19 protein-coding genes are annotated in these 22,764 nt (G+C 51.8%); 11 read left to right on the top strand and 8 right to left on the bottom strand.

From position 1 onward, the window contains the following. The first annotated feature begins 3 nt into the window (after window positions 1-3). From ACO0K3_RS16815 to ACO0K3_RS16805, 3 genes are read left to right on the top strand one after another with little or no spacing between them, the layout of a single operon-like run. Window positions 4-555, top strand: coding sequence for an FMN-binding protein (locus ACO0K3_RS16815; protein WP_422986577.1), 552 nt, complete (start codon window positions 4-6; stop codon window positions 553-555). Continuing rightward, complete coding sequence (locus ACO0K3_RS16810; protein ID WP_422986575.1) at window positions 552-1,439, top strand: FAD:protein FMN transferase; 888 nt, start codon at window positions 552-554, stop codon at window positions 1,437-1,439. Before ACO0K3_RS16815 ends, ACO0K3_RS16810 begins: the two co-directional genes overlap by 4 nt. Before the next feature lie 54 nt (window positions 1,440-1,493). Next, on the top strand, window positions 1,494-1,979 hold the full coding sequence (locus tag ACO0K3_RS16805; protein ID WP_422986573.1) for a DUF4405 domain-containing protein: 486 nt from the start codon (window positions 1,494-1,496) through the stop codon (window positions 1,977-1,979). A 316-nt stretch (window positions 1,980-2,295) separates the two neighbouring features. Here the strand turns inward: ACO0K3_RS16805 and ACO0K3_RS16800 are convergent, their stop codons facing one another. Further along, entirely contained in the window at window positions 2,296-2,778 is a 483-nt protein-coding gene (locus tag ACO0K3_RS16800) for an SRPBCC family protein (RefSeq protein WP_422986571.1), read from the bottom strand. Window positions 2,779-3,052: 274 nt separating this feature from the next. Here ACO0K3_RS16800 and ACO0K3_RS16795 point away from each other — a divergent pair, with 274 nt between their 5' ends. Further along, a complete protein-coding gene (locus ACO0K3_RS16795) occupies window positions 3,053-5,083 on the top strand; it encodes a UvrD-helicase domain-containing protein (RefSeq protein WP_422986569.1) in 2,031 nt (676 codons plus the stop codon). Between the two features lie 14 nt (window positions 5,084-5,097). After that, a complete protein-coding gene (locus tag ACO0K3_RS16790) occupies window positions 5,098-5,511 on the top strand; it encodes a hypothetical protein (RefSeq protein ID WP_422986567.1) in 414 nt (137 codons plus the stop codon). Window positions 5,512-5,814: 303 nt separating this feature from the next. Here the strand turns inward: ACO0K3_RS16790 and ACO0K3_RS16785 are convergent, their stop codons facing one another. After that, window positions 5,815-7,047, bottom strand: coding sequence for a GIN domain-containing protein (locus ACO0K3_RS16785; protein WP_422986565.1), 1,233 nt, complete (start codon window positions 7,045-7,047; stop codon window positions 5,815-5,817). 190 nt (window positions 7,048-7,237) lie between these two features. Continuing rightward, complete coding sequence (locus tag ACO0K3_RS16780) at window positions 7,238-8,410, bottom strand: low temperature requirement protein A (protein ID WP_422986563.1); 1,173 nt, start codon at window positions 8,408-8,410, stop codon at window positions 7,238-7,240. A gap of 432 nt (window positions 8,411-8,842) precedes the next feature. Between ACO0K3_RS16780 and ACO0K3_RS16775 the strand changes: the two genes are divergently transcribed. After that, window positions 8,843-9,661, top strand: a complete 819-nt coding sequence (locus ACO0K3_RS16775) for a D-hexose-6-phosphate mutarotase (protein WP_422986561.1) — start codon at window positions 8,843-8,845, stop codon at window positions 9,659-9,661. Window positions 9,662-10,046: 385 nt separating this feature from the next. Here the strand turns inward: ACO0K3_RS16775 and ACO0K3_RS16770 are convergent, their stop codons facing one another. Continuing rightward, a complete protein-coding gene (locus ACO0K3_RS16770; protein ID WP_422986559.1) occupies window positions 10,047-10,856 on the bottom strand; it encodes a substrate-binding periplasmic protein in 810 nt (269 codons plus the stop codon). A gap of 192 nt (window positions 10,857-11,048) precedes the next feature. On the opposite strand from ACO0K3_RS16770, the gene ACO0K3_RS16765 reads away from it, so the two are divergent. From ACO0K3_RS16765 to ACO0K3_RS16755, 3 genes are all read left to right on the top strand, one after another. Beyond that, window positions 11,049-12,062: a transporter gene (locus tag ACO0K3_RS16765; RefSeq protein WP_422986557.1), complete on the top strand. Its 1,014-nt coding sequence runs from the start codon at window positions 11,049-11,051 to the stop codon at window positions 12,060-12,062. Between the two features lie 284 nt (window positions 12,063-12,346). Further along, window positions 12,347-13,888, top strand: coding sequence for an amidase (locus ACO0K3_RS16760; protein WP_422986754.1), 1,542 nt, complete (start codon window positions 12,347-12,349; stop codon window positions 13,886-13,888). Window positions 13,889-14,005: 117 nt separating this feature from the next. Beyond that, window positions 14,006-14,839 carry a substrate-binding periplasmic protein gene (locus ACO0K3_RS16755; RefSeq protein ID WP_422986555.1) on the top strand — a complete coding sequence of 278 codons (834 nt, stop codon included), beginning with the start codon at window positions 14,006-14,008 and terminating at the stop codon, window positions 14,837-14,839. Between the two features lie 27 nt (window positions 14,840-14,866). Here the strand turns inward: ACO0K3_RS16755 and ACO0K3_RS16750 are convergent, their stop codons facing one another. Beyond that, the gene (locus tag ACO0K3_RS16750) at window positions 14,867-16,468 is read right to left on the bottom strand and encodes a GMC family oxidoreductase (RefSeq protein WP_422986553.1); all 1,602 of its coding nucleotides are present in this window, start codon (window positions 16,466-16,468) and stop codon (window positions 14,867-14,869) included. 156 nt (window positions 16,469-16,624) lie between these two features. On the opposite strand from ACO0K3_RS16750, the gene ACO0K3_RS16745 reads away from it, so the two are divergent. Beyond that, the gene (locus ACO0K3_RS16745; protein ID WP_422986552.1) at window positions 16,625-17,818 is read left to right on the top strand and encodes a helix-turn-helix domain-containing protein; all 1,194 of its coding nucleotides are present in this window, start codon (window positions 16,625-16,627) and stop codon (window positions 17,816-17,818) included. 68 nt (window positions 17,819-17,886) lie between these two features. Here the strand turns inward: ACO0K3_RS16745 and ACO0K3_RS16740 are convergent, their stop codons facing one another. The 3 genes from ACO0K3_RS16740 to ACO0K3_RS16730 form a co-directional block, all read right to left on the bottom strand. Continuing rightward, the gene (locus ACO0K3_RS16740; protein ID WP_422986550.1) at window positions 17,887-18,642 is read right to left on the bottom strand and encodes a PEP-CTERM sorting domain-containing protein; all 756 of its coding nucleotides are present in this window, start codon (window positions 18,640-18,642) and stop codon (window positions 17,887-17,889) included. Between the two features lie 216 nt (window positions 18,643-18,858). Next, the gene (locus ACO0K3_RS16735; RefSeq protein WP_422986548.1) at window positions 18,859-21,630 is read right to left on the bottom strand and encodes a PAS domain-containing protein; all 2,772 of its coding nucleotides are present in this window, start codon (window positions 21,628-21,630) and stop codon (window positions 18,859-18,861) included. 12 nt (window positions 21,631-21,642) lie between these two features. After that, complete coding sequence (locus ACO0K3_RS16730) at window positions 21,643-22,098, bottom strand: thioredoxin family protein (protein ID WP_422986546.1); 456 nt, start codon at window positions 22,096-22,098, stop codon at window positions 21,643-21,645. A gap of 320 nt (window positions 22,099-22,418) precedes the next feature. Here ACO0K3_RS16730 and ACO0K3_RS16725 point away from each other — a divergent pair, with 320 nt between their 5' ends. Then, window positions 22,419-22,739, top strand: coding sequence for a hypothetical protein (locus ACO0K3_RS16725; protein ID WP_422986544.1), 321 nt, complete (start codon window positions 22,419-22,421; stop codon window positions 22,737-22,739). Window positions 22,740-22,764 lie beyond the last annotated feature (25 nt).

Here is a 22,764-nt window from a genome sequence, read left to right as displayed (position 1 = left end):
AGTATGAATCAAAATACCTTTGCCCCCCTTATCCTCAGCGCGCTTGCGGGCGTCAGCAGCACGGCGTTTGCCACTCAGTACCTGAGCGCCGAGCAAGCGCAGCAAACCATCTTCCCCGAAGCGACCAGTTTTAAACCAGTCACTCTGCAACTCAGTCTGGAGCAGATGCGCCAGGTAGAGAAGTTGGCTGGCCTGCCGGCACGCTCTGTCGCCTGGCGGGTCGTGGCGGTGTATAAGGACGATAAATTATTGGGGCATGTCGTTTTTGACGAAGTGATCGGTAAATTTGAACTGATCTCCTACGCAGTGGGTTTGCAGGCTGATGCCAGCATTCGTCAGATCGAGATCATGACCTACCGCGAAAGCCACGGCATGGAAATCAAAAATGCTAACTGGCGCAAGCAATTCGCTGGCAAGAACGCTAGCAGCAATCTCGCACCCGGCGACGGGATCGCTAATATCAGCGGCGCTACGCTGTCATGCAGCCACGTCACGGACGGCGTGCGACGCATCGCCGCGATCGCGCAAATCGCACTACTTCCGACAAAAAAATGAACCGCCGTGCCCAACCCTGGTTGGGGACGCTGGTCGATATCCGTATCGCCGATGCGCTGCAGGACAGCGTTTTGCATGAAGCTTTTCATGCCGCCTTTCAGCGCATTGCCTTCATTCACCAGCTCATGAGTTTTCACGCGGCAGACAGTGAGCTGACGCGTATTAACCGGGCGGCGACCGGTAGTGTGCTGGCGATTCATCCGCATACGTATGCCGTACTTGAGGCCGCGCTGCATGTAACGCAGCTCAGCCAGGGATTGTTTGATGTGCGCATTGCCAGTCGCTTGATGGCATGGGGTTTATTGCCACATCAGGCTGCTGCACCAGCCTCTGTGCAGCCCTACCTGCCGCAGGTAATTGCCTATGAATTATTGCCGGACTACCGCTTAAAAAAACTCAGCCCAGATTGGCTGGATCTGGGCGGTATTGCCAAAGGCTATGCGGTTGACCAGGCCATCGCCGTATTGCAGGAATACGGAGTGCGTGAGGCCTGCGTCAATGCTGGTGGTGACCTGCGGGTGATCGGTGATCAGGTGATGGAGATCGCGATCCGTCACCCTGCTGATCCGGCGCGCTTGGCATACACAATCGGTTTGCAGAATGCGGCGATGGCGACCTCCGGCATCTATTTTTCTCAACGTCAGTGCAGCTCGTATGACCGAGAGAGAGCCGGCGCACAAACCGCCATGCCTCAGGAAGAGATCGTCAGCGCCCTGGTGCACGGCATCAGTGGTGCGCCTTTAGCCAATCCTGGCAGCGTCTCGGTCAGAGCCGCCAGTTGCCTCTGGGCCGATGCGCTGACTAAGGTCGTCGCAGCAAGTGGCGACGCGCAGCACCCGTGCTTAGACGCCTTTGCCGCGAATGCTTTTATAATCTACGTCTAATCCACATTTAATCTACATTAAATCCGCCGTCGCCTCATCCCACAAGCTTGCCCTATGCGCACCCACAAACACAGCCTGCACCATCCCGTATTACCGAAAAATCGCCACCAGCATTTTCGGCTGGAGCGCTGGCACCGGATTTCTCTGTATCTTCTGGGAAGTTTGCTGAGTGCGTCAGGCTTGGTCTGGCTGATTGCGCATTTTCTGCTGAAGCACCGTAACGAGTTTGGCGACAGCGTGCACCCGCTTGAACATCCCGCGATGCAAGTACACGGTGCGCTGGCGATGCTGACTTGTTTTGCCATCGGTACACTGCTGCAGATGCATATACGCCGGGCACACCGAGCGCACCGTAACCGCTGGAGCGGCTGGAGCATGATTAGCGTACTCGGTTGGCTGGTGTTAAGCGGTTATGCCCTGTATTACCTCGCCAGTGAAGAGAGCAGGGTGATATGGTCTGTGGGCCATTGGAGCATCGGCCTGGCTTTACCCCTATTGCTGATACTGCATATCGTGCTAGGCCGCAGATCCGGTGCTTGATCGAACTGACGTAAAAACCAAGACCGCTCACCACAGAGATACCGAGACACGGAGAACAGCAGGAGTAAGCTGCTCCATGGGACACCGATTAAAGGATTTTTAGACATTCCCCCAAACCACTCCGCAAGCAGAGTGCGGCTGTTGGCACCAATTGCCTCGGGAAGACGCGCCCAGCCTGCAGATTCGAGATTAGAAACGTCCAATCAACTTGTAACCGATATTTCATGGGAACCAATCCAGCTTTTTTCTGTGTCTCGGTGTCTCTGTGGTGAGAGGTCTTGATTTTCGCGTCTGTCCTAAAAAATATCTCGTCTCTTTACGAAGGCAAGGCATTCAAACGGCCAGCCTCAGCCATCTCGCGGATGATGCGGATAGTGTCTATATCTGACTCCTGATAGGCCGAGCGGCGATATTCGTTGTACATTTCGTTTGCCGCATCTTCCGCCTCGCTATGGCCGTCGTCATACGCAAAACGTACAAAAAAAGCCTCAGGTACCGGCTCTTCAATCGTCATGCGCAGTGAGGATTGCGGAATATCGTTTTGCGCCGCGACGTCGTAATGTATATGTTCTAGATGTACAAAATTTACCTGATCATTAATCACCAGATCGCCGTAGCGCAAGGTCCGTGTCATACGTGCTTCGGTGCGCTCGGTGATGTGGCATTCATCCAGATACGGCACGAACAGTTTCGGTGATTCTGCCCGCATCACCAGACCGCGCCAGAGTTGCTCGCGTGTGATGAAATCGTTCAGCGGATTAGTCAGGTCGTTAATTTCAATTAAATGTTCAAATTTCATACGCACATCCCTATTAGATGGCGCTTAGTTTACTCCGCTTCCGTCGCAATTACCAAGGGGCGGAGTGAAAACGGAGAATCCACTCCCCTACGCACCAGTGCTGGTGCGGCTCTCAGGGCAATGCGCTGAAAACCCGCATGAACAGTGCGCATTGGCAGGGGTCTTTTTGCGTATCAGTACAGAACGGTGACAATCACGGTGACCGGGCGGATTGCGGCTACAATAGCGCCTGCTACTACGTCACCCCCTGCTGTTTATCCCCTGAAGCTCCAATATGTCCCACGGTCTGAACCAACCTCAACGCGATGCAGTGAATTATATGGACGGCCCTTGTCTGGTGCTGGCCGGTGCAGGGTCGGGTAAGACGCGGGTGATTACGCAAAAAATTGCAAATCTGATCGAGAAGCACGGCTACGACGCCAGGCATATCGCGGCGCTGACTTTTACCAATAAGGCAGCGCTAGAGATGCAGGAGCGAATTGCGAAGTTATTGCAAGAGCCGAAAAAAGCCAAGCAACTGACGGTCTCTACCTTCCACTCGCTGGGCGTCAAAATCTTGCGCCAAGAAGCGCAGGCACTGGGCTTGAAGGATCGTTTTTCCATCATGGATAGCGACGATTGTTTTTCACTGGTGCAGGATCTGGCGATCACCACCGATAAGCAGTTGATACGCCGTATCCAGACCGCAATGTCTTTGTGGAAGAACGGTCTGATCGATCCGGAAAATGCGATCCAGCAAGCCAAAGATGAAGAAGAGGCGACGGCAGCGCGGATTTATCGCAGTTATGTGGCGACTTTATCGGCGTATCAGGCGGTCGATTTCGATGACCTGATCCGCTTGCCGGTTGAACTGTTTCGTAGCAACGAAGCCGTGCGCGACAAATGGCAACGTCGTCTGCGTTATCTGCTGGTGGATGAGTATCAGGATACTAATACCTGTCAGTACGAACTGGTAAAGCTGCTAGTCACCGGTATCGGCAAGAAGCCGATGTTCACCGCGGTGGGCGATGACGATCAGGCGATCTACGCTTGGCGTGGTGCGACCATCGAGAATTTAAAAACTCTGGGCATCGATTTTCCTGATCTGAAATTGATCAAGCTCGAACAAAACTACCGTTCCAGCACCCGTATTCTGCAAGCCGCAAATGCGGTGATCGGCAACAATCCCAAGTTATTCGAAAAATCCTTGTGGTCCGAACACGGGCTCGGTGATCCAGTCAAAGTGCTGGGGATGCAGGATGATGAACAAGAGGCGGATCAGGTCGCGATCATGATTTCGGCACATCGCTTCGAACGCCGTGCCAAATGGTCGGATTATGCGATCCTGTATCGCGGCAATCATCAGGCGCGGGTAATCGAGAAGGCATTGCGTAAAGAACGTATTCCGTACACGATTTCCGGCGGGCAGAGTTTTTTCGATAAAGCCGAGATCAAGGACATCATTTCGTATCTGCGCTTGATTGCCAACGAGGACGACGATCCGGCGTTCATTCGCGCGATTACCACGCCCAAGCGCGGCGTCGGTCAGGCTACGCTCGAAGTGCTGGGAGCCTTCGCCGGGCAATGGCAATGCTCGCTGTTTGAGGCCGTGTTTAAAGGCGGCATCGAAGCCAAACTCACCGATCGCCAGCTCACGCCTTTGCGCGGTTTTTGCAATTTTATTAATCAGGTCGAGGCCCACGCGCACCGCGAAGGGCATGCGAGTTCATTGCTGGACGACCTGATGAAAGAGATCAATTACGAAGGGTATTTGTACGACAGTTTTGATGACCGTGCAGCGCAGGCCAAATGGCAAAACGTACTGGACTTTACGAACTGGTTAAAAGAAAAAGGCAGTGGCGGCAAAGAAGGCACTGACGATCACCGCAGCCTGCTCGACCTGACGCAGATGGTCGCGCTGATGACCATGATGGAAGGCAAGGATGAAGAGCCAGACGCCGTGCGCATGTCGACCTTGCACGCATCCAAAGGACTAGAATTTCCCCACGTGTTTCTGGTCGGTGTCGAGGAAGGCATCCTGCCGCACAAAGGCGATCCCGATGCACCAGTCGAAACCATCGCCGCCCGTATCGAGGAAGAGCGCCGCCTGATGTACGTCGGCATCACCCGCGCCCAGCGCAGCCTGCACATCACCTGGTGCAAAAAACGCAAACGCGCCGGCGCACCGGTACATTGCGATGTCTCGCGTTTTATCAAAGAAATGAAGTTAGACGAAGGCACAGCAGTACCCACCGAAGAAGAAGCGATCACGCCACAAAATCGCCTGGCGAATTTGAAGGCTTTGTTAAGCCGGCCTAAAGAGTAATTGGAATACCAGAAATGACAACCGAATTGACCCCAGAATTTCCCGACCATCCCTGGATCTCGCTAGAAACTCCGCAAGATGTAGAGGGCTGGATGGATTTACAGAATCGTGAATTACAGGAAGCGATGGCGAAGTTGCCGGGTAATACTCAGCAATACGGGCAAAGTCTCGGGCAGGGGATTGCGTTTCGCCTGGCGCTGGGCGGCGATCTGTTTATGCATACCAATTCGGATGGCGATGTGTTGCTGGATGTGACGCCGGAGGCCGCCTGGGTGATACCCGTGATCAGTGCGGTGACGCAGGTTGATGTGCCACGTGGTCAGGTCTGGATTTTACCTGCGCATGTACTGACGCAATTGGTTTTGGGTTTGAATAGCCTGATTGACTCTAGCTGGCTGGTATTGGGACATCGCTTTCGGATGAGGTAATGATGTTTATGCGCTGACAGCGCATGGTCGTTTATGGTGGATGTCCTTCGTTGTTCACGGCTTGCCGTGAACAACTCATCCATACCAAAACTGTTACGGCAAACGTAACAAACAAAGCAAACATCCCCATCCGCATTCCCTAGTCAAATAGAACTTACTTAAGCGACAAGTGGCTCGCTACAAGTCGAATCCGCAGGCTGGATGCGGCTTTCAGGGGGGGGGCGTGCCAGCAGCCGCACTCTGCTTGCGGATGCGTTTTGCGCTTTTGCGTCAATTCTGCCAAATCAAATAAAAATTCCCGGGTTAATTGACTAAACCATTTCTATCAATTTTAACGATACGTGAGCCGCCATCGCCGGTTTTGCTACCTGCAGCGGGATTTTGTTTGACGTTGACTTCTGCTACGCCGCTGCCGGTCGCATTGACTTTGGCACGTTCGACTAATAATCCGCTGGCATTCAGGTCACCGCTGCCACTGAGTTTTGCAACCAGCAATTGACCTTTGCCGGATAAATCAAGATTCGATGTGCCTGTGATTAGCACGTCAATCTGCGGACTCTGGATATCGTTTGCCTGCATATCGCCAGAGCCATGCAGCTCAATACTGAGTTTGTCGCGGATGGTATTGCTGCTGATGCCACCTGTGCCGTGTGTTTTAAATTGTGCTTTGCCCGCGTGCAGACTCTTGCCATCAAAATCGCCGGAACCATTGACCTGCACATCGAGTTCGCTGGTGTCACCTGCCAAGCTCAGGTCGCCGCTGCCGTTCATGCGTACGGTTGTGCTGCCTGCTTTCAGGCCGCGCGCTTCCATGTCGCCGGAGCCATCAAGCTGCGCACCTAATTGTTTGATCTCACCCGCGAGTTTGACATTGCCAGATCCGCGTATGGTTGATTTGACTTGCGCTGCCTTGAGTTCTTTGACGCTGAGGTCGCCTGAGCCGTTGATATCGCTGTCGAGACTGTCGCTGACGATACCCAGATTCAGATTGCCGGAGCCATTAATCTGCACGGTCGCTTTGGTGGTTTGCCATTGACTCAGGTCTATGTCGCCGCTGCCATTGACATTGGTTTGGAGTTCTTTGCTTACTCCATTGGCGTGAACATCGCCGGAGCCGTTGACGGATAATTCGAGCTTATCGCCTTTGAACTTATTCAGTTCCAGATCACCGGAGCCGTTGACGTTGATGCGATTGAGTTTGCTGGCGGCGACCTTGACGGTCAGCTGGCGAGAATTGAAATTGGTCGAGAGATGGATGATCGTTTTACTTCTTGAACGGATATGCAGGGTATTGCCGGTAACGACGGTCTCAACTTCTTTGACGAGTTTTTCGTTGCCGACGATTTCTAATGAAGGACCGCCTTCGCCGGTGATGACGACATCGTAAGGACCTGTCATATCGATTTCAGTAAATTCGGTCACATCGCGTTTTTCCTGAATAACCGGACCATAATTAACGGTCGAGTCACCGTCATGGAACTCGACGTTACAGGCGCTCAGGGCGAGTAACAAAATAAGGCTGCTGTGTTTTAACATGATATTCCTCGTTTTATTCAATATGCCGCTAGCATACGTTAGCATTCTGTCAAATGGAATCAGGATGCGACAGACCGCAAAACCCGGTGACTAAAATGCGAATCTTTGGGATATGCGGTTGCCGGCGTTGTGGGTGATAGTGGGTGATGGCGGCTGAACGGGGCGTGTGTATTGTGATTTGGCTCGGTGATCAGGCTCTGAGTGAACAGGTTTCCCAGATGGCGACCAGCAACAGAATCGCGGACATGCCGCCTGCCAGTCCGGTCGCCGTCATCGCTGGCCACACGAATGCCAGCACGCTCAACGCCGCCATTAGTCCCAGTCCGGCTAAGTGGGATAGTGGCGCATGTTGCTTTCCTGAGCTGATCCATTTAAACGGTAAATTTCCCAGTAAAAATAACAGCGGACCGGCAATCATGGCAATGCTGTGAGCCGGATCGAGTGTGGCATGCGGATGTGCCAGTGCCAGCTCGTCACCAACCGCGCCAACGATGATGCCCCCGACAATTAACAGATGGATGTAGGTATAGACGAGACGAGCCAGATGGCCAGGATCCGCTGATTGAGCAATGTGTTCGCTGCCGCGTTCTGCACCGATGTTGAAATAGATCCACCACATGGCAACGCTGCCGATAAAGGCAAAGAAAAAGGCGAGTGCGTTGCTGGTAGTCCAATCAAGTTCAGCGAATGTAGCACCGGTGACCAGGATCGATTCACCAAGGGCGATGATGATAAACAAGGAGCAGCGCTCCGCCAGATGCGCGCCCTCAACGTTCCAGTCAGAGGTCAGGGAGCGTCCCAGCCCGGGTGTCCAGAAGCCCAGGCTCGGCGAGATATATTCGATGCCTAAGGCGATGGTCCAGAGCAATAAGCGATACGCGTCATCCGCCAGGCCACCCGAGATCCAGAAGATGCCCGACAAGACTAACCATGTTGTGATGCGCTGGAAGTTGCGGATGACCGCGCCGTCCTCATGACGCAATGCCCAAAGCATGAAGACAGACCGGCCTACCTGCATCGCGACAAAGACCAGCGCAAACGCAAGTCCCTTGTTGCCAAACGCTTGCGGCAGCGACGCCGACAATAACAGCCCTGCCAGCATCATCGCAAACAACAAGATCCGCACCGGAGTTTTTTCCGGATCCAGCCAGTTTGTGACCCACGAGGTGTAGACCCAGACCCACCATACCGCCAGGAATAACAAGCTGGTTTGTACGGCGCCCATGAGGCTGAGATCTTTTAGCAAACGATGTGATAGTTGCGTCACCGCAAAGACAAACACCAGATCAAAAAACAATTCGATATTGGTCACTTTGGCATGACCATGACGTTGTCTTAATAGCTTGTTGTGAGTAGATGTCATTGAAATAAAACCGGAAAAATAGGGACAGTCGAATAGTTCAGAACTGACGCAAAACGATACTCTAATTACCACCAGGCACATTGAATCCGCAGGCTGGATGCGGCTTTTAGAAGCTTTTCATGCCAACAGGCGCACCCAGCTTGCGGATGGGTTTTGGGGATTTTCTAAAAACCCTTTCATCGATATTTCATGGAGCCGCATACTCCCGCTTTTTCTTTGTACCTCTGTGGTGAGAGATGTTGGTTTTTGCGTCAGTCCTAGCATTGCTACTCGTTGTTGAGTGGCTGAGCAGATTATAGGCGTGCCGCGAGTCTGGCGATAATTTGCTTGAAATTTTTACTGACTGTTGCACAATCCCCTATACTGCTAAACGTTTTTTATCCCTACCGTTCACTACGGCTCATTACCGCTAACCGGGTCGCATTCAGTCTGATGAATCCAATAATCTTGCAAGCTCAGGATGGTGCTCAAGTTGCCATCACCGCGCATGGTGCGCACATCTGTTCCTGGATCCCGGCCGGTGGCGAGGAGCAGCTATTTTTCAGTAAAACTTCCGAGATCCGCGAAGGTGTGGCAATGCGTGGCGGTGTGCCGGTCGTTTTTCCGCAATTTGCTAATTTGGGCGCTTTGCCGAAACACGGATTTGCCCGCACGGCCATGTGGCGTCTGGTCAAGGCCGGGCAGACCGCCAGCGGTGTTGCGCGGGCTGAGTTTGAGTTACACGAAAATATCGCCAGACTGCAAATCTGGCCCTATGTCTTCCGTGCAGAGCTGGTGGTGACGGTGGTCGGCTCTAGTCTGGATATACGCTTATCGATACAAAATACCGGCGACACCGGATTTAGTTTTACCGCAGCGCTGCATACTTATTTTGCGGTTGAGCAGATTGCCGATGTGACGGTGCATGGGCTGGAGGGTTTGCAGTATCGTGACTCTGTTACTGGTGCTACGGGCTGTGTCGATCGCGATCCTGTGCTGCGCATTCATGGTGAGATTGACCGCATTTATGCGAATGCGCCTCGTCTGTTGCTGTGTCAGCCGAAACAGACAACCTTGATACAACAAAACGGCTTCGCTGATGCCGTGGTCTGGAACCCAGGGATAGAAAAAGCCGCGACTCTGCCAGACCTGGAGCCAGGTGGTGACCAGCGCATGCTCTGCATCGAGGCGGCAGCGATTATGCAGCCGGTGGTGTTAGCGCCCGGAGCATCCTGGTCAGGGAATCAATCGCTGACGGTCAAGCGTACCTGACATCGCCTGCGCTGAAACAGCATCCCGCAGCAAACGTTCATGGGTGCCATGGATGAATTGCTGTAATCGCTGCAATCGTCGCTAGCTGGTGATTAGATTACATTTGCCTGAACTGATGCTGATAGGCTTGCGATACACTCATCCAGTCCTTGCTGCCATGCAGGCGTAAGAATGATTTTCGCGTGTTTCATGGAATTCTCTCGTTCAGTGATGGGAACCGTGAGCTTAGGCAAAAGAGATGACTGGCGTAACATCCGTGCGATGAGTGAGGGGGAACGCGCGATCACCTGGGAAATTTTTGCGATAAACGCTAGTTGGAAAACAATTGGAAAGTCATGCACACAAACGTTTTGTCGGCGTTGACCACTAAGCTTAATGGCCGGTCTTATTTATACTTATTCTCTATCGCAGCGACAGTCCCGTCCTTCTCCATTTCACGCAGGATGTGATTGAAGCGATCAATCCGGCTTTGTTCTATGGCAGGGTTACAGGCCAGATAAAGTTCCACCTGATTGAACTGAAATAGCGGGACAATTTTCCCCGTCAGCCCCTGATTTTTGATCAAAGTCAGACCAAGGCGCCCTCCGGTCGCCCAGAAATCGAAGCGCCCATACAGGAGTTTGCGAGGATTTTCTGCATCGTAGTTCGCAATATCGATGTTAAATCCGTTGTAGGTCAGGTATTCGCTGACCGCACCTTTGCGGTAGGCACCGATGACATAGCTGCGTAAGTCATCAAGTTTTTTGGGACGGCGCTTGTCGTCGGCCCGGGCAAAAATGACCCAGTTATTTTTTACCAGCGGCCCCACCCATTTGAACAGGTTTTCGCGCTGCGGCGTTCTGGTGGTAGAGAAGACGCAGGTGTTCGGATCCTTTTGCCCCATCTGGTAAGACCGTGCCCAGGGATAGGCACTGATGGTGATGCGTTCACCGGCGCGGTGCATCAGCTCGATGAGTTTTTCGGTAGAGATGCCGTTGATTTCTTGTGTATCAGGATTGATGATGTTAAACGAGGGATAGTCCTCGGTGGTCAGTATCAGCGTCGGCTCTTGTGCCTGAACGGCATGGCCAATAAATACGGTACCGACCAAGACAGCAAAGAGAGCACGAAGGTAATGGCGACCAGAACGCAGGGCAGCAGAACGGCAGTGATGGATGAAGCTTGATTGTAATATCGACGTCATGCAACGGGACATACTGTCTCCAGTGGTGTGCTCGAAAAAATTGTTCTCTGCCTGCAATAATAATGCATCGTGTCCCTGAATTGATCATCGGCCTGGCACCGTACAAAAAAATGCATGTAAAGTTCATTTAGGTCGCTGTTTGTTTTCCAAAAAATGACGACGTGCACGGTTACAATAAGCGCATTTGTCCGCCAGGGAAGCAAGATGCAAATTGATCATTTGTCTTACGGGTCCGATCTATCTGGACTGATTTGTGGTTATGTGTTTGTGCAGGGGCAGGCGGGGCAGGTGATTCATACGCCGGAGGCGTTGGCGTGGTTAAAAAAATCACCGGCGGAGCAGGAGAACGCATTTGTCTGGCTGCATTTCAATCTCAGTAATGCGGCTGCCGAAAAATGGCTGCATGAGCATACACAATTGCCCGAAGAATTTTATGAGACCTTGCATGAGGGCTCACGCTCGACCCGGATCGAGCGTACAGATGCCAGTCTGGTCGCGGTGGTCAATGATGTATTGCATGACTTTGCATTTGAGGCATCGGACATTGCTACCTTGTGGCTGAGCCTGACCAATAACGTATTGATCAGCGCCCGTCGCAAACCCTTGCAGTCCGTGGACCGGCTGCGCAATGCAGTAAATCACGGAGAACTCTTTCACTCGCCGACCGAATTACTGACACATCTGCTGCGTGATCAGGCCGATGTGTTGACTGGCATCGTGCGCAACGCGATCAAAAAAGTTGATGACATCGAAGACAATTTGCTGGCCGACCGGCTTAACCACAAGCGTGCCAATCTGGGCGAATTGCGCAGGGTGCTGGTTCGCTTACAACGCTTATTAGCGCCAGAGCCTGCGGCTTTATTTCGTCTGCTACAAAAACCACCGGCTTGGGTTGCAGAAAGCGATGTCCAGGAATTGCGCCAATCAACCGAAGAGTTTGCCGTGGTACTCAGCGATATGGCATCCCTGCAAGAGCGCATTAAATTACTGCAGGAAGAAATTGCCGCCAGCGTCAATGAACAGAATAACCGTTCCCTGTTTGTCCTGACGATCGTGACCGTGCTGGCCTTGCCGATTAATATTATCGCGGGTTTGCTGGGGATGAATGTCGGCGGTATCCCGCTGGCGCAGCACGAGGACGGATTCTGGATCGTGGTGGCGATCGTCGCGAGTTTTACGGTGATTGCCGGATGGCTGGCATTTCGCAATCGTGACTGAGTTTGGCCAGTATTGCAAAAACCGAGACCTCTCACCACAAAGGCACGGAGACACTGAGGAAAAGCAGGAGTAGCAGGAGTAAGTGCTTCCATGAGATATGGATTACAAGGTTTTTTAGAAATCCCATATTAAATCCCTAAGCTGTATGCGGCTTGCCGAGGCATTTCACGCCAGCAGGCGCATCGGGTTTGCGGATACGGTTTTGGAGTAGATAGTTTGTCTTATCAATACAATCCAAATGGCGGGATATTATTTCCACCATCACGTGAGGAGAAACTGGTGTGATGAATCGCAGATATAGCTGGCACGCGGCAGCTGGTGTTATGGGGTTTTGTGTCATGCAATCAGTGTGTGCGGCGCTACCTGAGCAAGATGATCTGGTGAGCCTGTCTCAGCAAATGCAGCAGGGTAAGCAAACGGCAGTTGGTTTATTGGATCGCTACACGCAGCGTATTCAGCACCTGAATCCGGCATTGCACGCGGTCATTGCCATCAATCCTGAGGCCAGATCGCAGGCGCAAACGGCAGACCAGAAAAAATCACATCGCTCGCCTTTGCACGGTATCCCGATTCTGATCAAAGATAATATCGATGCGGCAGGTATGGCCACCACAGCGGGCTCTCTGGCACTGGCAGAGAATGTTGCAATAGCAGATGCACCGCTGGTCGCACGTTTGCGCGCAGCCGGTGTCGTGATCGCAGGTAAAACGAATCTCAGCGAATGGGCGAATTTTCGCTCGACGACGGCGACCAGTGGCTGGAGCAGTGTTGGCGGACAAGCGCGCAATCCTTATGCGACCGATCGTAGTCCTTGCGGCTCCAGCTCTGGCTCAGGTGCTGCGGTTGCGGCACGTTTGATCCCTGCGGCGATTGGCACCGAAACCGACGGCTCTATTGTTTGTCCTGCTGCTGTCAATGGCCTGGTCGGCGTGAAGCCGACTCTGGGACTGGTGAGCCGCTCAGGGATTGTGCCTCTCAGCCATAGTCAGGATACCGCTGGGCCGATGACCTTGACGGTACGTGACGCTGCATTGTTATTGAATGTCATGGCGGGTAGCGATCCGGCAGACGTGGCGACCAGGGATGCTGATCGTTTGCGTACTTACGACTACACGATGGGCTTCAGTAAGACCGGCTTGCAAGGCAAGCGGCTGGGTGTGGTGCGTAAATTAGTCGATAGCTACGATGCAGAGACTAAGGCGGTATTTGAGCGGGCATTAAAGACGCTGAAGTCGCGCGGTGCGATCATTGTCGATCAAGTGGAATTACCTTATCTCGATGATATGGAAAAAGATGAATTGACGGTGCTTTTATATGAATTTAAGGCCGACCTGAATGCCTATCTGGCTCACACACCAACGAGTGTACAAACGCGCTCGATGGAACAGGTGATCGCTTACAACAAGCAGTATGCGGATAAGCTGATGCCTTATTTCGGCCAGGAGCTGATGGAGCAGGCACAGGCAAAAGGCGATCTGAACACACCGGAATACCGCGAGGCAAGTACCCGCCTGAAACAACGCGCGGGTAGTGAGGGAATTGATGCCACACTCAAAAAATATCAACTGGATGCTTTGATCGCACCAACTACCGGCACGGCCTGGGCGATTGATTACAAGGCAGGTGACGTGATCGAGGGCAGCGCCAGTTCACCCGCGGCGATTGCCGGCTATCCTCATATCACGGTACCGATGGGCCTCAGTAAACAATTACCGGTGGGACTTTCATTCTTCGCCGAGGCCTGGAGTGACGCTAAATTATTGAAACTGGCGTATGCCTATGAGCAGGCAAGACCCGCTTTGCCCGCACCTAAGATCGCTAAGTAAAACCTTACAGCGCGGGGAATTGGCTTGTTTGCCACAATGTGCCGCCACCATAATTCGCCACGAAATTTTTTCGTATTTTCTTAGATATAGGACAGAAATAGGCATAAGCTGTTGCTAATGACATTATCTTTGTGGATCTGGTTTTTCACATTAACTCATATGCGCTTTTTTTTCCTGCTCTGTACTTACGCCAGCATGCTCGCTGTATGCAATCATGCCGTAGCGGTCGAGAAAGTAGCAGTTACTGTCTTGATGAGCGAGGAGCTGGACGAAAAGAATAAGGTGGTTCCATTGTCTCCCGATATTTTGCATTTGTTTTCGTATCTGGAAAAAAACAGCGGTTTGCAATTTGACGTCCAGCGCTACCCTTGGTTGCGTGCGCTAGAGAATGCTTATCGCGGCGATGGGGTGATTTTTGGTATTTCAAAAACACCGGAGCGACAAAAGCTACTCAGCTTTTCTGAGCCGTTGTTTGCTGACCAGGTCGTATTGATCAGCCGTTGCGATAGCGTTTTTCCGTATGCGACTCTTGCCGATCTGCGTGGCAAAGTCATCGGCGTTGCCCGTGGGGCGAGTTATGGCAACGAGTTTGATCAGGCAGCCAATACAGTATTCAAGGTGGAATACGATACCAATTCGAACGCAGCGCGTTTGAGAAAACTCTATACCCGGCGCATGGACGCGATTGTTTTTTATAGCAGATCAGTCGCGGCTCAACGTCTGGTCGCCGAAATTAATGCGATTGCTTATACAACGCTGGGAGCGGATCAGGCCACGGGCAAGGCTTTTTGTGTGTTACCGAAACCGATTACGTCGGTGGATATTCATTTTGCGATACGAGCAGATGCAGACCACGGCGTAATGGCTAAACTGAATGCGGCAATTTTGCGCGGCAGGTCCAGCGGAGAACTGACCAGAATTTTTTCAGAAAAAACTGGTCTTTCCAAGTAGTAAAAAGCCTGTTCAGTACATCGCCTGTTAAGCCGGTTGCTGGCGTAGCAGATCGGCTGCTTTTTCTCCTATCATCATTGTCGGTGCATTGGTATTTCCGCCAATCAGGGTCGGCATAATGGAAGCGTCCACGACACGCAGCCCCATTAAACCGTGCACCCGCAACTCGGGGTCGACGACGGCCATTGCATCAATTCCCATTTTGCAGGTGCCTACCGGGTGATAAACCGTGTCGCTGTATTGCCGCAAGGCGGCGCGGATATCGTCATCGGTTTTGACCTTGGCAGTTTGAAAATCGCTGGTACGCATGGACGCGAGTGCAGGCGCATCCATGAGCTGGCGAGTGAGTTTAAAGCCTTTCAATAAGGTCTCGATGTCGTCCGGATGTTCCAAAAAGCGCGGATTGATTAGTGGAGCTGCCAGGGGATCTGTATTTGCCAGGCTTAATTCGCCAATGCTCTTGGGACGTAACAGACAAACATGACAGGAGTAGCCATGCCCCAGATGGAGCTTGCGGGCATGGTCATCAATCATTGCCATGACAAAATGTAGCTGTATGTCCGGCGCGGGTAGGCCGGGATCTGTTTTCAAAAAGCCGCCGCCCTCGGCAGCATTGGAAGTAATCATGCCGCGGCGCTGGGTCTTGTATCGCCAGGCTTCTTTGGCTAAATGCGCTGAGCCACCGAGTGAGATGCCGACCAGGTCCGTGCTGCGGGAGCGGTACTTGAAGACAAAGTCAGGATGGTCTTGCAGATTTTGCCCTACACCTGGCAAGTCGTGGACCACAGGAATTCCCATTGCCTGCAGGGCTTTACCATCACCGACACCGGACAGCATCAGAATTTGCGGGGTTTGCAACGCACCCGCAGCCAGCAGAATCTCGCGCCTGGCACGCAGGCTGCGTCGCTGACCATGCTGGATAAATTCAACACCCACGGCTCGTTTTCCTTCAAACAGAATCCGTGTTACATGACAGCCGGTTTCCACATGGAGGTTCGGGCGTTTGCCCATGTGCGGATGCAGATAGCCGCGAGCGGCACTCCAGCGTTCACCTTCGTGTTGGGTCACCTGATAAATGCCGACGCCTTCCTGGTCTTCTCCGTTGAAATCATGGTTAATCTTAAAACCCGCTTGCTTCGCTGCCTCCAGATATAACTGCTGAAACGGGTTGTCAGAGCGCAGATCGCTGACGCGTAAAGGGCCAGACTGGCCATGCAGGGCACCGCCGAGACTGGCGTTATTTTCTGAGCGTTTGAAGTAGGGCAGTACCTCATCAAATGACCAGCCGGTATTTCCCAGCGATGCCCAGTGATCATAATCCCAGCGATGGCCGCGGATATATACCATGGCGTTAATTGCAGAGGACCCGCCTAATGTTTTGCCACGCGGTTGATAGCCACGGCGATTATTTAAGCCTGGCTGAGGCAGCGTTTCAAATGCCCAGTTATTCAGCTTGGTGGGTAGCATTGCGACTACTGCGAAGGGCGTTTTTACCACCCAGCTATCACCGTCGTTGCCAGCTTCTAATACGGTGACGGTAGTATCTGGATCCTCTGTTAGCCGGCCTGCAACGGCACAACCTCCCGCCCCACCGCCAACGACGATGTAATCTGCTGTTGCTTCACTCATGTTGTCTCGTCCTTTGGATCAATTGATGTGTCAATGATGGCGTCTTGTGCGCATGCTTCGTCAGCGGACTTGTTGCGTCGCAATATTGATGCTTCAGCGAAAGCCGTGTACGTTAGAGCCTATCTTATTTCTAAACGATAATGGTGGTAAGGACATTTGCTGCCAACGACTGTGGTATTGATTTTTAATCTCGGGAACCTGGGTCTGTTAATACATCAACATCAGTATCAATATCAACCCCAATCTGGTGATGCGCCTGTTCCACAAGACAGGGTGGCAAGGCGCGAGTCATCACTATTGTCAGTACAGGATGTGATTTTTCCTATGCATCCGTTTTCTGGCTTGTTTGCGATCGGTCGCGAACAGCAGTGGCGTTTGCATGAGATGTTTCCTGCTTTTTTTACGAACGACAACACGCAATTACCCGTTGCCGCAAGAGTCAGTTATACCCAGGCACGGGAGGGATTACTGCAGGCGAGACGACGTGGTGGTGCAGATATCGCGTTATTGTCCGGCAGCCGTAAGTCCATCGCGCATCTTGGCGACATGGGGGCGGGCATGCTGGCTCAGCCTAATCTGGGACGTGCATTGGCATTTGGCCTGGAATATCAGTTGATCGCCGGATCTATGTTGCAACTCACCCTGGAGACTGAGGCGAATGATATGAGTGAGGTGCATGAGGTACGTGAGGTACGTGAAGTGTGGCAGGCTGCACTGGTATCGCATGCCCTGTTTGATGATCAGGAATTACAAGATTTTCTGGATGTTGACCATCTGGCGACTGCGCTGAATGCTGCACGTCAGTTGCCTTGCAAAAAGCTCCTTCTCAGCCGTGTTGAATTACGCGGTAATTTACATGCGAGCCGGTCCATGCTGGACGCTTTTTTTGCTTGTCCGGTGATACTCGGTGCAGATAGCAGCCGTATCGTGTTTTCAAGCGCGATGCTCGATATTCCATTATCAGGGTGTAGCGATCACGCACAGCGCATTCAAGATGCTTGCGACAGAGAGTTGGCCGACATTGGCGTCTTGGGTAAACAAAGTCTGATACGCAAACTGGTTGCCATGCAGTGTGAATTTTTTAATGTGCAGGACATGGCATTTGCGCTGGGATTAAGTCCGCGGTCCTTACATCGTTTGTTAGTACGGGAAGGTACTTCTTATCAACATGTGACCGAGACCGTCAGAATGGAACGGGCAAAGCGCTTATTGATCACGACATTAAGCATGGAAGATATTGCAGAGAAGCTCGGATACTCCGATGCGCGCAGTTTTCGTCGTGCTTTTCAGCGCTGGACTTCGCTCACACCCTCCGAGTTTCGCCTCAGGCGCTATGAGTCCGGAAACTGAACACAGAAAGAAAAAACCCGACATCTTGCGATGCCGGGTTCTTTCTGTCGAGACTAATGTTGTGTTGCTTATGCAGCGTTTTTGCGTTTGCGCAGAGATGCCAAACCAGCGATGCCCAAGCCCAACAGAGCCAGGCTGCCTGGTTCTGGAACGTCATTAGGCGGAATACGTGCGCCGAAACCATCGAGGTAAACATAGCCAGCGTGACCACCGTATGGGCAATCAGATGCTAACAGAGTCAGTGTGAAATCATGACCAATGGCATTCAAATCAGCCAGATTAATACTTTCAACAACCCAACCGCTTGATAACCAAGAGCCAAAACTAGTCCAGTTCACACCAGAGGCACCGCCACCGATTGCACCAGCAGAGCTATAAGCGCGGTTAACGATCGTTGTGTTCGTTGTGTCATCTGTCAGAGTCAGAGAAAAGTAGTCAGAATCTGTCAAACCATGTGAACCTTGTAACACAGCATTCCATGCGAAGTAAATAGCGCTGTCTGTGTAATTAGTTACTGTTTGACGCAAAGTAGAAACCGAATAGTTACTGATATTATCGTTTGCGCGAACAGAGTAATTGCCTGAGTACACACGGTTTGCACCAGTGATAGGATCAACGCCGCCACTCATGATCGTGTTGTTTGAAGGGCCACCATTGAAAATCGATGGATTTGCCGGTGCAACTGGAGAGCCGTGCCATGTACCGCCGCCGCCAGTCCAGCCAGATACGTCACCAGCTTCGAAACCACCATTTGTAAAACCAGTTGCATATGCGCTACTAGCAGCCATCATTGCAAGACCTAAGGCCAATACTATTTTTTTCATGATATTTATTCCTATAACGATAAAATTGTGATGTGAAAAAACTAACAACGCAGCCTTATAAGCAAACACTGTGCCAATTAAAAATATCTTTATAAATCATATGGTTATAGATGTTATTTCAATGCAACATGAGTTCTTGTAAAAAAGCTCGACAGCTTGATCAGTTGACTTTATTGCTGAAATAAAATGGAAGTAGTAACTCTGCTAAGTTACTATTTATTTGATTTGATCGGTCTTGGTACCGGTACTGCAAAAGAACTCACACCAAAACTGAGTGCCACTCCCAGATCCGGTCGTAAAACCCAGTTGACCATTCATCTTTTCCACCAGAGTTTTGGTAATCGGCAAGCCGAGGCCGGTACCGCCCTGACGGCGGGTGTCGGTGCCGTCTGCCTGAGTAAACGGTTCATAAAGATGGCTCTGGAATTCGGGTGGAATACCGGGGCCTTTATCGCTGACGGTGATGCGATAGCTTGAATGTTCGTCGCGGGAGATTCCGGCGATCTCAATATCAACTACCTCGCCTTCCGGTGAGAATTTTGCTGCATTGGACAGCAAATTAGCCATGACTTGCATCAGGCGGTCAGAGTCTGCCAGCACCCACGCAGTCTCAATGCTGGCAACAAATCGCAGACTGACTTTTAAGGTCTGTGCATAGGCTTGATTGGCCTCGACGGCGCCCGCCACCAGGCTGACCAGATCGACGGGTTCGGATTTAAAGCGCATTTTTCCGGAAACCAGCTTATCCATATCAAGGATATCGTTGACCAGATCGATCAGGCGCAGACTATTGTGATGGGCGATTTTGATGAGTTGCCCGACTTTTTCGGGAAGTACGCCGGCGATGCCGGAGTCGAGGATTCCCAGGGAGCCGCGTATTGAGGTCAGCGGGGTACGTAATTCATGGCTGACTACCGAGATGAATTCAGATTTCAATTGGTTGATACGATGACGTTCGCTGATATCCATGGCAAAAACGACCCACTCGCTGCGGGAGTTTTCCAGATGACTCAGGCCGACCAGAATCGGTATATCGTGACCGCCGGGATGTTTCAGGGTTACTTCAAACGGCGCAGTTGTCCCGGCACTTAACAACTCGGCGTAGGCGTGCTGACACACCAGGATATCCGCTTCTGATAAGAGAAATTCCCAGACTCGTTGCCGGCTCAATAAATGCTCACGTGTATGACCGCAGAGCTGGGCAAAGACATCGTTGACATCATTTAGCTGGCCGTTCTCACCACCTTGCGCAATACCGATCAGACTGGAATTGATCAGGCGCTGCAAGCGCTGCTCGCTTTGTTTCAAGGCATCCATGGTGCGCCTCTGGTCGGTGATATCTTCCATCATCCAGACCGTGCCGCGTACATAATTCTCCGGAGGTAAGGCACGACCGGCGATCCGTGCCAAAAACGGTTCGCCGCTAATCCGTTTTACCTGCCATTCGATCTCAACCGGTTCATCTCTTTGCAGTTGCGGAATAACCTGTGCGCCAAAGGCGTGATAATCGTTCTCGTCTGCATACAAGAACGTCGTTTTTTTGCCTATCATCGCCTGCACGTCGTCGAATCTGCATAAATCGGCCAGCACTTTATTGGCGCGGATGATCACGCCGTCACTGACAAACATAATCCCTACCGGCGCATTATTAATTAGGATATCGAGTTCCCGCGCCAATAGTTTGTAGCGATCTTTGCTTGCCTGTAGCAATTCCTGATTGACGCGCAACATCTCCTCACTGACTTTGCGCTCGGTGATGTCGATGTGTGTGCCTTGCATGCGCACGGCTCTGCCTTGACTATCGCGTTCGACAATCCGGCCGCGTGACATGATCCAGATCCATTCGCCGGATTTGGTTTTTTGCCGGAATTCCGCCTGGTAGTCGCTACCGTCTTCGGCCTTGATATGGTTGCGTAACGCGGTCTTCAGACGCGGTATGTCATCCGGGTGAATACCTGACTTCCAAAAATTATTCCAAAACTCCGGCTGGCTGGCGAATTCATCGGCATCGTAGCCCAGCATCCTGGCGTACTCGGGACTGTATTGACCTTCGCCAGTCAGAATATTGATGTCATACAGCCCCTGATTCGAGGCTTTTAAAATCAGGCGGATTTGCTGTTCGGCTTTATATGCACGCTCTTCCGCCTGCTTGCGCTCGGTGATGTCGCTTAAAAAACCATGCCATAAAATGCTACCGTCAGTCATGTGTTCCGGTGTTGCATTACCCACATACCAGCGTGCTGTACCATCAGTTTGCAAGACCCGGTATTCATGATGCCATTGCGATAGTTCCATCGCAGAGATCCTGACGCCATTCACCATTGCCGGTACATCGTCGGGATGAATTTTGCTGAACAGCGCACTCGCATCTTCACGTAATTGCTCAGGCTGGATGCCGAATACATCGACGACAGCCTGACTTGCATAAGGGAAGCAAAAGCGTCCGTCCGGGAAACGTTGAAACTGATAAAACACGCCGGGCAGGTAGCGCGAAAAATTCGAGAGCAGCGTATGACTCTCTTTGAGCTGGTCGGTCAGTTGACGGTTTTGCGTGATGTCGGTAATCAGACCCATCATCCTGATCGGCTGCCCATCGGCATTACGTTCAACAACGGCACCGCGTGAACGTACCCATTTCCAGCTACCGTCACGGCACCGCATGCGGTGCTCGTCCTCATAATCGGGTGTTTGACCTTCCAGATGTCGTCTGGTGGCCGCCATTGCATGACCAACATCATCCGGGTGCACATGAGACAGCCAGTCGTCGATATGCTGACCCATTTCATGTTCGGCATATCCCAGAATTTTTTTATAGCGACGAGAAAAAAAAGTCTCGTTAGTGATCAGATTCCAGTCCCATAAACTATCTCCGATGGCCTCCAGCAAAGCGCGCAAACTACGGCCCGCAGCACGCTCGCCAGCCTGCACCAGCGGACTCGCAGCGTCGCTGGAACCGGTGGCGCCAGCATCTGGCAGTCTGGATGGCATGATCAGAGAGGCTTAGGGATGCTGACTTGCAACCTGGCTGAAGAAATCATAAATTCCCTGATCGCTCATCTTGCGCGCGTTCGACAATTCACCCGCTTTGGTCGCATACAGCAGGCTGTTATCCGGCTTTAGTACGACAGCAGCAGGGATGCCTTTTTTGATGGGATTTTCGTAGCGGTTCGCGATGCCGAGATTGCGGTCAAATTGACCAACATCGATTTTGACCACAATAAATTTGCTGGCAATCAATGCGGCACTTTGTCCTTTGATTGACTTATCGAGTTCCAGACAATCTTTGCACCAGTTGGCACCAAAGATCACCAGCACTTTTTTATTTGCGGCTTGCGCTGCTGACAAAGCCTTAGTCAATTCTGCCTGAGCATCGGCGGCCTCATCATAAGGCTGGGCGGGATTGGCAAGTGCTGCCGTGAAAAACAGGCTGAGGCAGATAGCGATTAATTGTTTCATGAGAATTCTCTTTGCATGATGCGCTCGCAGCACTCCTGTCTTGCTGCCAGCATAGATGAGTGGAAAAAACACCGGAGCAATGCTCTTGCCCGGTTTTTACATGATGACGCAATTACCGGAATTTGTCATGAGCCGCTACGCTCTGTGGTGAACCGCACAGAGCGATGCCGGATTGCAGTTTATAAACTGACTTATGGTCAAGTATTTCTCAGACATAAGAATTTAATCCATCTTGACCCGGTTGTTTAACGACGTACTTGTATCCGCAAGCCAATCAAATCCATTAAAACTCATTAAAACACCATAAAACCGAGGGAATCATGAACAATCTATCAGAACTTCAAACCAGAGAATTTCACTATGATCCAGATAACTTGCTGGATACCCTGATCCACCAATTACATTTCAAAAATGACGCCGCCTTGTCGCGTGCGCTCGAAGTGGCTCCGCCAGTGATCAGCAAAATCCGCCACCGCCGTTTGTCCGTTGGTGCATCCTTGCTGATACGCATGCATGAGATTTCGAATTACAGCATCAAGGACTTACGTGCCTTCATGGGCGACCGACGCAGTAAATTCCGTATCAGTCCGCAGCAATTCAAACCGAAGCAAAGCCATCTCACGTCGCTCTCCCGGACCTGATCGCTTTTCTGCGGGCAGCCCGGAG

The organism is Undibacterium sp. Rencai35W, from assembly GCF_049340185.1.
GTDB lineage: Bacteria > Pseudomonadota > Gammaproteobacteria > Burkholderiales > Burkholderiaceae_D > Undibacterium.
This window is presented reverse-complemented; position numbering and strand designations above follow the sequence as displayed.

Bases quoted from the DNA above. Each gene is read 5' to 3' on its own strand.
- ACO0K3_RS16785 (WP_422986565.1), bottom strand. From the start codon at position 7,047: ATGTTAAAACACAGCAGCCTTATTTTGTTACTCGCCCTGAGCGCCTGT.
- ACO0K3_RS16800 (WP_422986571.1), bottom strand. From the start codon at position 2,778: ATGAAATTTGAACATTTAATTGAAATTAACGACCTGACTAATCCGCTG.
- ACO0K3_RS16790 (WP_422986567.1), top strand. From the start codon at position 5,098: ATGACAACCGAATTGACCCCAGAATTTCCCGACCATCCCTGGATCTCG.
- ACO0K3_RS16770 (WP_422986559.1), bottom strand. From the start codon at position 10,856: ATGTCCCGTTGCATGACGTCGATATTACAATCAAGCTTCATCCATCAC.
- ACO0K3_RS16730 (WP_422986546.1), bottom strand. From the start codon at position 22,098: ATGAAACAATTAATCGCTATCTGCCTCAGCCTGTTTTTCACGGCAGCA.
- ACO0K3_RS16780 (WP_422986563.1), bottom strand. From the start codon at position 8,410: ATGACATCTACTCACAACAAGCTATTAAGACAACGTCATGGTCATGCC.
- ACO0K3_RS16755 (WP_422986555.1), top strand. From the start codon at position 14,006: ATGACATTATCTTTGTGGATCTGGTTTTTCACATTAACTCATATGCGC.
- ACO0K3_RS16765 (WP_422986557.1), top strand. From the start codon at position 11,049: ATGCAAATTGATCATTTGTCTTACGGGTCCGATCTATCTGGACTGATT.
- ACO0K3_RS16750 (WP_422986553.1), bottom strand. From the start codon at position 16,468: ATGAGTGAAGCAACAGCAGATTACATCGTCGTTGGCGGTGGGGCGGGA.
- ACO0K3_RS16805 (WP_422986573.1), top strand. From the start codon at position 1,494: ATGCGCACCCACAAACACAGCCTGCACCATCCCGTATTACCGAAAAAT.
- ACO0K3_RS16775 (WP_422986561.1), top strand. From the start codon at position 8,843: ATGAATCCAATAATCTTGCAAGCTCAGGATGGTGCTCAAGTTGCCATC.
- ACO0K3_RS16735 (WP_422986548.1), bottom strand. From the start codon at position 21,630: ATGCCATCCAGACTGCCAGATGCTGGCGCCACCGGTTCCAGCGACGCT.
- ACO0K3_RS16810 (WP_422986575.1), top strand. From the start codon at position 552: ATGAACCGCCGTGCCCAACCCTGGTTGGGGACGCTGGTCGATATCCGT.
- ACO0K3_RS16795 (WP_422986569.1), top strand. From the start codon at position 3,053: ATGTCCCACGGTCTGAACCAACCTCAACGCGATGCAGTGAATTATATG.
- ACO0K3_RS16740 (WP_422986550.1), bottom strand. From the start codon at position 18,642: ATGAAAAAAATAGTATTGGCCTTAGGTCTTGCAATGATGGCTGCTAGT.
- ACO0K3_RS16760 (WP_422986754.1), top strand. From the start codon at position 12,347: ATGAATCGCAGATATAGCTGGCACGCGGCAGCTGGTGTTATGGGGTTT.
- ACO0K3_RS16725 (WP_422986544.1), top strand. From the start codon at position 22,419: ATGAACAATCTATCAGAACTTCAAACCAGAGAATTTCACTATGATCCA.
- ACO0K3_RS16815 (WP_422986577.1), top strand. From the start codon at position 4: ATGAATCAAAATACCTTTGCCCCCCTTATCCTCAGCGCGCTTGCGGGC.